This is a genomic window from Luteibacter sp. P4_E6 (assembly GCF_056401535.1).
Genome location: NZ_JBFUJE010000123.1, coordinates 1 through 9,778, shown reverse-complemented (window position 1 = coordinate 9,778; position 9,778 = coordinate 1). Strand labels below are relative to the sequence as shown.

The window sequence follows — 9,778 nt, the reverse complement described above, 5'->3', positions numbered from 1 at the left end:
CTGCTCGGTAGGAGCCGATTCATCGGCGATAGGGTGCTCGCCTCACCCTTGCCCGCTGCCGCGGGATCGCCGATGAATCGGCTCCTACGGGGGCGGTCTCGCAGCCGCGAGGCGCAGCTCGGTGTAAGTCTCGACGAGCCGCTCCAGTGAGAACGCAAGGTTCCTGCCGCTGGGATTGGGCAGCACCCAGGCGACGGAGCCCTTCAGCGCGACCGGCTGCCGTCCCCACGAAATCTCTCGCGTCCCGGTGAGCGCGGCGTAGGCCGCCTTGCCCAGGAACGCAACGAAGCGCGGCGCATAGGTCGCGACCTTTGCGTCGAAGCCGGCGGCAGCGTCGACGAAGTCCTGCTTCGAAAGCTCGTCGGCGGCCGCGGTCGGCCGATCGACCACGGTCGTCAGGCCGTATCCGTAGACGAGGATGCGGCGATCCTCTTCGGGCCGCAGTTCTTCAGGCGTGAAGCCGGCAAGGTGCATCACGCGCCAGAACCGGTTCGCACGCCCTTCGAAGTGATGACCGGACGCCGCGGCCGCCAAGCCGGGGTTGATGCCGCAGAACAGCACCGAGAGCTGCCCGGCGATGATGTCGGGCAAGCCGCTACTCATCCGGCGATCACGCCGACCGCCTTTTGCGCGAGCTTTCGCAGCTCCGCACGGGAGCTGCCTGCGCGGGCGCGAATCGCGATGGTATGCATCGTCGCGGAGACAAGCATGGCGAGTGCCTCGAGATCGGCGTCCTTCTTCAGCTCGCCAGCGTCGCGGGCCTCGCGCAGCCGCGTCTCGAAGTCGGCATCGAGCTTGCGAAAGCCGCCCGTGACCACGTCCTGGATTTCCGGATCGCCCAGCGCCTCGGTAATGGCCGTGCCTACGACGAAGCAACCGCGCACATGCTCGTCACCGGAGAAATAGATGTCCAGCGCGGCGTCGTAAACCCGCATGAGGACCTCGGTCAGGGTGCCAGGGCCGGCCAGCGCCACGCCCATGACGGCGAACTTGATGCCCCAGTAATCGGCCAGGGCGCGCAGGTAAATCGTGTGCTTGTCGCCGAAGGCGGCGCGAAGGCTCGGCCGGTTCATGCCGGTCGCGGCCGAAAGGTCGTCCAGCGAGGTGCCGGCATAGCCGGTTTTCCAGAAGGCGTCGGCGGCGCGGCGCAGGGCCACGTCCGGCTCGTAGGCGCGGGGGCGCCCGCGCGGACGTTTCTCGGTCTTTTCCATTTTTGTACCACCGTGCATAAAAACCCTTGAAGTCGGGCTTGCCCAAACATATTATACGAACCGGTACAAAATTCAATTCCCCTGACCTCACCGGTAGTCGCATCGTATGAACAGCAAGCTGCGCTGGTCCCTCATGGCCGCTCTCCCCCTCCTGATGATCGGGGTGGGCGGCGCCCGGTTCCTCGGCGGACAGGGCGACGTCGAGACTGACGACGCCTTCGTTCGTTCGGCCAGGGATTCGATCAACGCCCGCGTTTCGGGCCAGGTGGTCGATATCGCCGTTCACGACAACCAGCGTGTCCACAAGGGCCAGCTACTGTTCCGCGTCGACCCGGAGCCTTACCGGATTGCCGTCGAGCAGGCCGAAGCTCGCCTTGGCAGTGCGCGCCTCCAGATCGAGGCGCTCAAGGCCACATACCGCCAGCAGTTGGCGGAGGTGCAATCGGCCAGGGACTCCGCCGATTTCGACGGGAAGGAATACGAGCGCAAGAAGGCATTGCTCGCCTCCGATTTCGCCTCGCGCGCGTCCTTCGAGCGGGCGGACACGGACGTGAGAGTGGCGCGGCAGCACATCGCCTCGGCCCAGCAGGCGGTGTCCAATACGATCGCCGGCCTGAACGGCGATCCGGACATCGACGTCAACAAGCACCCGACGGTGCTCGAAGCCAGGGCGCAGCTGGACCGCGCAAGGCTGGACCTCTCCTACGCCGATGTCGTCGCGCCCGACGACGGCATCGTGACGCGCGTCGACGACCTCCAGGTGGGCGACTTCGTCAACGGCGGCACGACCGTGTTCTCGATGATGTCGACGCGTGATGTCTGGATCGAAGCGAACTTCCGCGAAACAGGGCTCACCGACATGCGTACCGGCCAGCGAGCCACCGTGGAGGTCGACGCGTATCCAGGGCATCCCTTCAAGGCGCACATCGTCAGCATGAGCCCGGGCACGGGTTCCGAGTTCGCTGTGTTGCCCCCCGAGAACGCCACGGGCAACTGGGTCAAGGTGGTGCAACGTCTGCCGGTGCGGCTCGAACTCGACGCCATCGATCCAAAGTGGCCGCTGTACTCCGGCATCAGTGTCACCGCGAAGGTGGACACGCGCAGCGCCTCGAAAGCCCCATGAACACCCTCGTCGCTCCGCACAGCACGCCGGGCGCGCACCGCATGCTCATTGTGGCGGGCCTCATCGCCACGTTCATGTCGGCGGTCAACATCTCGATGCCGAACGCGGCCCTACTGCACATCCAGGGCGGCCTTTCCATGACCGACGACGAGGTCGGCTGGATCTTCTCGTCGTACATCGCGGCCAGCGCGATCGTCATGCCGATGACGCATTGGCTGGCGGGACGGTTCGGCCGAAAGACGATCTTCCAAGTGTCGATGGCGCTCTTCACGGTCGCCCTGCTGCTGGACACGATGGCCACCACGCCCCTGCAGTTCGTCGCGGCCCGCGTCCTTCAAGGTGCGGCCAGCGCCACGCTTGCGCCACTGTCCATGGCGATCCTGCTGGACGAGCTGCCGCCGCTACGTCACGGCCATATCGGCATCGTCTGGGCGGTGGCCGCGCTGCTCGGCATTCTGAGTGGCCCGGCCATCGGCGGGTACCTGAGCGAGTACTACGGATGGCACAGCATTTTCTATGTGAGCTTGCCGGTCGCTGTGCTGATCCTTGCGGCGATGGGCCTGTTCCTTCGTGAGAAGAAAGCCGCGAGCAGCGCGCGCTTCGACTTTTTCGGCTTCGTGACGTTCTCGTCCGGTATCGCCGGCCTACAGATGTTCCTCGATCGCGGCGAGCGGCTCGAATGGTTCTGCTCGCCGGAAATCTGGATCGAGGCGATCGTCGCCGTGCTGGGCTTCTATCTGTACATCGTGCACGTGATGACCCAGGAAGAGCACTTCCTCAACCGGGCCATGTTCAAGGATCGTAACTTCACGGTGTCGGCCGCGTTGTACTTCGTGTTCGGCTTCGTCCTGTTGCCGACGCTGGCGCTCACCTCGCCGATGCTCGAAGAGTTGCTCGGCTACCCAGCTGATACGGCGGGCTTTCTCGCAATCCCGCGCGGCGCGGCTCTGATCGGCGCGTTGCTGCTCACCTGGCGCGTACCGAAGCGTCTCGACAACCGCCTGTTCATCGTCGCCGGCATGGCTCTTGTCGTCTACGGCAACTGGCGGATGCTCGGCTACTCGCCGCTGATGGATCGCTGGCCCGTGGTGATCGCCGGCATGTTGCAAGGCGCGGGCCTCGGCGTGCTCATGCCCGCACTCACCCGCACGGCCTTCAGTACCCTCAGCCCGACGTTGYGCTCGCAGGGCACCGCCTTCTTCAATCTGGCGCGCCTCTACGGAAGCACCATCGGTATCTCGATCGTGCAGACCTACTTCTACAACAATACGCAAGCCGTGCATCTTTCGCTTGCGAAGCACCTGCGGCCTTATGGCCCCGTCGCTGACGCGACCGGCGCGTTGTCGGGTTCCCATCTTGCGCAGATCAACGAGTTGGTGACCGGCCAGGCAGCGATGGTCGCCATGATCGGCCAGTTCAAGCTCCTGATGATCGCCATGCTCGTCGTAAGTCCCCTCGTTCTCTTCCTTCGCAAACCGCGCCTGGTCAACTGACTCTCGGAGTCGCCCATGAAACTCGTCAAAACGGTACTCGCCGCCTCTACGTTCGCGCTGCTCGCCGGCTGCATGGTCGGGCCGGATTTCGAAAAGCCCGCGGCACCCGCGTCGAAGCACTACGACATCCAGGCGGAGCACGCGCTTGCCGGCACGGGCGCGCAGCACATCGACTTCGACAGGAAGATCGACGGTGACTGGTGGTCGTCGCTCGGTTCATCGAAGCTCGACCTGGTGATGCACAAGGCGATCGACGGCAATCTGGGCCTGGAAGCGGCGGATGCCACCATCGCGCAGGCTAACGAGGCCGTGACTTCCGTCCGCGGTGCGTTGAGCCCGCAGGTCGATTTCGGTGCGCAGGTTGGACGCGAGCGCGCGGCCGGTGCCAGTGGCTTCGGTACGTCGAATTTCTACGCGGTGGGACCGCGCGTGAGTTTCGACCTCGATCTGTTCGGTGGTACGAAGCGCCGCGTCGAAGAACAGGCTGCGCTCGCAGAATCGCAGAGGCATCGCTTCGACGCGGCCTACCTGACCGTCACCGGGGACGTCGCGACCCAAGCCCTTTCGCTGGCCTCGGCACGCGCGCAGATCGCTGCCGTGGAGAGCCTCCTCGCCAACGACCGCAAAAATCTCGAGCTCGTGCAGACAGCCCATCGCTACGGCAGTGCCACGCAGGTCGACGTCGCGACGGCGACGACGCAACTCGCACAGGACGAAACACTGCTCCCCCCGCTTGCGCAACAACGCGACACGGCGGCACACGCGCTCTCCGTCCTTGCCGGCAAGGGCCCGGCAGACTGGACGCCGCCGGACTTCGATCTCACTGACTTCGCGCTTCCCGCCCAATTGCCTGTGACGTTGCCTTCGGATCTCGCGCATGATCGCCCGGACATTCTCGAGGCCGAGTCGCAGTTGCATGCCGCCAGCGCCGCCATTGGCGTAGCGACCGCCGACATGTATCCGCATCTGAATCTCTCCGGATCACTCACTCGCGTGGGCCCTGCGCCCGGCATTGGCACGCTGTGGGGTCTCGCTGCCGGCCTGACGGCACCGATCTTCAATGGCGGAACGCTGAAGGCAAACCAGCGTGGTGCGGTCGATGGGTACAAGGCAGCGCTCGCGACGTATCAGCAGACCGTAGTGACGTCGTTGGGGCAGGTGGCCGACGTACTACAGGCCGTCAATCACGACAGCGAGGAATATGCGGCGCAGGATCGTGCGCTCGCGTCTGCCGAACTCAGCCTGCGGTTGAATCGCGAGGGCTACAAGGCCGGCGAGACAGGTGTGCTGCAGGTCATCGACGCCGAGCGCTCCTATCAGCGCGCCCTGATCGGGCAGATCCAGGCGAAGACCGTGCAGTACCAGGACAACGTACAGCTATCCATCGCACTTGGCGGCAATTCCGACGAAGCATTCCAGCGCAGGGCGGCGTACCGTGACGAGCAAGCGATGGCGGGTGAACCCACTAACGGAGGAAAACCATGAGTGCCCTTGATACCTTTCGTCATACCCGCATTCCCCTCGCTCACGGCACGGGGGCCATCCCGGCCGTCGGTTTCGGTACACTGATTCCCGACCGCGAAAAGGGACGTGCCGCCATCAAGACCGCGCTCGAGGTGGGGTTCCTCCATCTCGACGCCGCCGAGGCGTATCGCAATGAAGACATCGTCGGCGATGTGATCAAGGAAGCGATCGACAACGGCGTTGTTCGACGCGAAGACCTCTTCGTGACGACGAAGCTGTGGAACAACAATCATCGACCGGAGCGCGTCAAGCCCGCGCTCGAGGCGAGCCTGCGGCGCTTGCGGGTCGACTACGCCGATGCCTATCTGATCCACACGCCGTTCGCGTTCGCCCCCGGCGACGACCAGTACCCGAAAGATGCCGATGGCGGCCCGCTGTACGACAAGGGCATCACCCTGCTGGATACCTGGCGGGCGATGGAGAACCTCGTCGATGAAGGCCTGACGCGGGCCATTGGCCTCTCCGACGTCAAGCTGGACGCGGTAAAGGAGATCGTCGCCAACGCGCGCATCAAACCCGCGATCGTGCAGGTCGAGTCGCATCCGTATCTTCCCGAGTGGGAGCTGCTCGAATTCTGCAAAGCGAACGGCATCGTGCTGCTTGCGTTCGCACCGCTCGGTCACGGCATGGAGCCGAGCATTCACAACGACCCCGTGCTGAAGGCGATTGGCAAGCGCATTGGCGAAACGCCTGCGCACGTCGCTCTCGCCTGGGCACTGCAACGCGGCACCGCCTTCCTCACCACATCGACCAATCCCGCACACATCCGCGAGAACTTCGAGATATCCCCTTTGCCCCCCGAAGCACTTCAGGAAATCCGCGACGGCATCACCACCACCAACATCCGCCTCAACGACGTCGTCCACACCGGCCTCCCCGGCTTCATCCCCCGGGACAACCGCAAATAAGCCGGCGCACAGCTACGACGCGCCCGATGATAAGGCGCGCCGTAGCTGATCTCGCGAATTAGTCGCCCTTGGCGGCCGCTTCGATCAGCTTCACGACGTCCGTCGGGTGCGACACCATCACGACGTGCGAGGCGCCCTTGATCACGACGGTCTTCTTCGACTTCGCGCGATCGGCCATCCATGCCAACACCTTCGGCGGAATGTTCTTGTCCGCGTCGCCGTAGATGTGCCACGACGGTACGTGCGTCCAGGCGGGCGTGGTCTCCGCTTCGTTCAACGCGGCGTCGGTGATCGGACGCTGACCGGCGGCCATGAGCGCGGCGTCCTTCGCCGGTACGTCGGCGGCGAACTGCGACGGGAACTTGTCCTGCTGGATGTATAGGTCGTTGCCACCCGTCGACAGCGGCACCGGCGGCGCGAGGGTCGGGCCAAGCGTGCTACCGGGGAACTTGCCCGAGAGGCCTGCGGCGGTTTCGCCGGCTTCCGGCGAGAACGCCGAGACATAGACCAGCGCCTTGACGTTGTCATGGCCTTCCGCGGCTTCGCTGATCACCGAGCCACCGTAGGAGTGACCCACGAGGACGACAGGTGTCTTGATGCTGGCGACGAGGGTGGCCACCTCGGCGGCGTCCGTCTTCACGCTGCGCAGTTCGTTGGGTGCGGCGACGACGGTGTAGCCGTCCTTGTGCAGCTGGCCGATCACGCCGTTCCAGCTSGACGAMTCRGCGAAYGCGCCGTGSACCAGSACGATSGTCGGCTTGTCGGCAGCGAAGGCAGCCGGGCTGATGGCGATGGCCGCGAACAGGGCCGTGCGGATCAGGGAACGGAACATGTGGAGCTCCTTGTGCGTTGGTAGTGCCCAGTAAACCGGGCGAGCCGACGTTTCATTTCAGTCGTGCACGGTGAAATATCGTGCTATCCAATTTCAGCACCTGTCGGGTTTGGCTGGCTTGCCCGGAATCGCCCTGTTCGTGATTACTTTCGCGTGCCGTGCACACTCGTGAGATTTCATGCAAAAACGCATAAAGAAAATGATAAAAATCAGGTTATTACGGAACTTTTTGCCGGTAATACATATACCCTACCGAAACGACGTATAGGGGCGGCGCGCTGCGGCCTATACCTGAGTGGCGTTTATGCATTGAGGATTCTTATGGCTTCGGCGAGACATGTCAGAGGCGTGTCTTTGATCGAGGTCATGATGGCGGTACTGGTGTTCAGTGTCGGTCTCATTGGCCTCGCTGGGCTGCTGATCACCTCGCTGCGCTCGAATCAGGTCGGTTATCAACGGACCCAGGCCGAGTTCATCGCCATGGGCATGGCCGATCGTATGCGTGCGAACCCGCTTGGCGTCTGGGCGGGCGGTTACAACTCCACGAAATATCCGCTTACCGGCACCCAGGCGTGCACGAAAGCGAGTGCCTGCACCCCGGCGAAGCTCGCACTGCGCGACCAGTACCTATGGAGTAGCCAGCTCACGGCTTTCCTGCCTAACGCGACCGCTTCCATTGCCTGCACTAATGGCGCCACGCCCGACGCCACCCAACTGCTCGTCCGGCCGCCTTATGCCGGCAACTGCGTCATGCAGATCAACTGGACCGAGCGAGCCGCCGGCGACAGCACGCATCAGGCGGTCGCCACACGATCCTACGTATGGAACTTCCAGCCATGACCGTCGCCGACACCCGCGCCGTCCGTGGCTTCACGCTCGTCGAACTGATGGTCGCCATGGCCCTGGGCGTGATCGTCGCCGGCGGCATCGTCAGCGCTTTTCTTGCGACATCGACCAGCAGCCTGGTCCAGACGCAACTGGCGAAGCTGCAGGAAGAAGGCCGCTTCGCCATGACGGCATTGACGACCGATCTGCGCATGACCAACGCCCAGTACTGCTCGAACATGGGTGGCCAGTCGTCCACCCTCTCCAACGGGGTCGTGTCACTGGACCGCTACCTGCGCGCACCCAAGGTGCTGGTCTCCGGCGCCGTCTTCCAGGCGGCACTCAACGACAACACGACCGCGTGGGGCGCGACGAGTGGGGGGAACACCTATCCGGCGTCACCCCTGGCGGCCTTCACCATGCCTTCCTTCGTGTCGCTGCGCGGATACGACTGCACCGTGTCGGCATGCACTCCCGTGGATCCCGCCGACCCCAAGGGCGTGGGAATCCCCCAACAAGGAACCACCCTGGGTAACCGCGTGCCAGGCAGCAGCGTGCTCACCCTGCGCTACCTGGATGGCGCACGTGGCTGGGTGCTGGATGGCATCAACAGCACCATCGCACTCAGTGGCACCACGGTCGCCAGTCTCACGGTCGTCCCGCAGCCCGGGGAGCCACCGCTGACGAACGTCACCAAGGGCGACCTGATGATGCTCGCGGACTGCAACTCGGCGCAGGTGTTCTCAGCGACGGCATCGGGTAAGACGTTTACGCCCGGGTCCAACTACAGCGCTGTCGCCAGGCCCTCAGGGGTGACCCCCAAGCTCTTCGACTTCACTCGCGACTTCCAGACGGTGTCGTATTACCTGCAGGTGGTCGACGACAACAACGGTCACAAGACCGGTGCGCTGATTCGCCGGGTCAACGGCGTCAGTGGCGAGGTGGTGCGGGGCATCGAGCGGCTCGACTTTCTCTACGGCGTCATGGACGCGGCGGGCAACACCAGCTATCGCACCGCCGCGGACATCGACAGCGCCACGGTGTGCCCCTCGTCCACGGTCGCCGTCACCGGCACCGACCCAGGTTGCCTGTGGCGTTCGGTAAAGAGCATTGAGGTGCACATACTCATGGATGGCCAGGTACCCCTCTTCGCGCTGCGGGCACCCGAACTTCAATATCAGTACTACCCGGACACCGGCGTCGTCGGCCTGTCCGCGCCTGACAACACCAGCCGTGCCGTGATGCCGAGCCAGCAAGGCTTCGACAATCACATGCTCCGTCGCGAGTTCACGGCGGTGGTCTCCATCCGGAACTACAACCCATGAACGCGCAACGCGGCGTTGTCCTGGTCCTGGCGATGGTCTTCCTTCTGCTGTTGACGATTCTCGCCATCAGTACCTCGGGACGGTCACTCCTGCAGGAACGCATGGCGGGAGCGATGCGCAACGCGCAGCAGGCGGAGTGGTCGGCGGAGAACGCCCTGCGTGGCGTGGAGTGGAATCTTTTCAGCGGAAACGCCGGTATCGGCTGTTACAACTCGAGTAACCCGTCCACGATCAGTGCCAAGGTCACCGCGTTCCGCCGGTCGTCGGTGTGGCTCACCGATGGCGCCACCGAATACAAGGGCTCCGGCGTCGCCATCGACTACACCACCGCTTCCGCGGACGCAGCGCTGTCTACTGCCGTCATGGCACACAACCCGTGGTACATCGTCGAGTTCCTCGGTCAGGACCTGCCGCCGGGAAGCGGCACGAGCGCCGCGACCGAAGCCGGCTCGAGCGGTTCGGGAACGGCCAAGTTCTATCTGTACCGGATCACGGCGCGAGCGTCGGGCGGCAGTCCGAACACGATCCGCGTTGCGG

The 9,778-nt window shown here is 64.2% G+C and carries 10 protein-coding genes; 7 read left to right on the top strand and 3 right to left on the bottom strand.

Annotated features, from left to right (window positions below; all coding sequences use genetic code 11):
• Positions 1-84 precede the first annotated feature (84 nt).
• Together mug and AC1DT2_RS09905 are read right to left on the bottom strand one after the other, a co-directional pair.
• Positions 85-591 carry a G/U mismatch-specific DNA glycosylase gene (mug, locus tag AC1DT2_RS09910; RefSeq protein WP_477296064.1) on the bottom strand — a complete coding sequence of 169 codons (507 nt, stop codon included), beginning with the start codon at positions 589-591 and terminating at the stop codon, positions 85-87.
• Positions 592-599: 8 nt separating this feature from the next.
• The gene (locus AC1DT2_RS09905) at positions 600-1,211 is read right to left on the bottom strand and encodes a TetR/AcrR family transcriptional regulator (protein ID WP_213949072.1); all 612 of its coding nucleotides are present in this window, start codon (positions 1,209-1,211) and stop codon (positions 600-602) included.
• A 106-nt stretch (positions 1,212-1,317) separates the two neighbouring features.
• Here AC1DT2_RS09905 and AC1DT2_RS09900 point away from each other — a divergent pair, with 106 nt between their 5' ends.
• From AC1DT2_RS09900 to AC1DT2_RS09885, 4 genes are read left to right on the top strand one after another with little or no spacing between them, the layout of a single operon-like run.
• Positions 1,318-2,334 (top strand): HlyD family secretion protein, encoded by a 1,017-nt coding sequence (locus AC1DT2_RS09900; RefSeq protein ID WP_477296063.1) that lies wholly within the window; start codon positions 1,318-1,320, stop codon positions 2,332-2,334.
• The gene (locus tag AC1DT2_RS09895; RefSeq protein ID WP_477296062.1) at positions 2,331-3,827 is read left to right on the top strand and encodes a DHA2 family efflux MFS transporter permease subunit; all 1,497 of its coding nucleotides are present in this window, start codon (positions 2,331-2,333) and stop codon (positions 3,825-3,827) included. Before AC1DT2_RS09900 ends, AC1DT2_RS09895 begins: the two co-directional genes overlap by 4 nt.
• 15 nt (positions 3,828-3,842) lie before the next feature.
• Complete coding sequence (locus tag AC1DT2_RS09890; protein WP_477296061.1) at positions 3,843-5,312, top strand: efflux transporter outer membrane subunit; 1,470 nt, start codon at positions 3,843-3,845, stop codon at positions 5,310-5,312.
• A complete protein-coding gene (locus tag AC1DT2_RS09885; RefSeq protein ID WP_477296060.1) occupies positions 5,309-6,259 on the top strand; it encodes an aldo/keto reductase in 951 nt (316 codons plus the stop codon). Before AC1DT2_RS09890 ends, AC1DT2_RS09885 begins: the two co-directional genes overlap by 4 nt.
• Before the next feature lie 58 nt (positions 6,260-6,317).
• Here AC1DT2_RS09885 and AC1DT2_RS09880 read toward each other — a convergent pair whose 3' ends face one another.
• Positions 6,318-7,091: an alpha/beta fold hydrolase gene (locus tag AC1DT2_RS09880; protein ID WP_477296059.1), complete on the bottom strand. Its 774-nt coding sequence runs from the start codon at positions 7,089-7,091 to the stop codon at positions 6,318-6,320.
• Positions 7,092-7,412: 321 nt separating this feature from the next.
• Between AC1DT2_RS09880 and pilV the strand changes: the two genes are divergently transcribed.
• The 3 genes from pilV to AC1DT2_RS09865 form a co-directional block, all read left to right on the top strand.
• Positions 7,413-7,931 (top strand): type IV pilus modification protein PilV, encoded by a 519-nt coding sequence (pilV, locus tag AC1DT2_RS09875; protein WP_477296058.1) that lies wholly within the window; start codon positions 7,413-7,415, stop codon positions 7,929-7,931.
• A complete protein-coding gene (locus AC1DT2_RS09870) occupies positions 7,928-9,241 on the top strand; it encodes a PilW family protein (RefSeq protein ID WP_477296057.1) in 1,314 nt (437 codons plus the stop codon). Before pilV ends, AC1DT2_RS09870 begins: the two co-directional genes overlap by 4 nt.
• A partial coding sequence (locus tag AC1DT2_RS09865) for a pilus assembly PilX family protein (RefSeq protein WP_477296056.1) occupies positions 9,238-9,778 on the top strand: 541 nt, incomplete at its 3' end. The genes AC1DT2_RS09870 and AC1DT2_RS09865, both read left to right, overlap by 4 nt.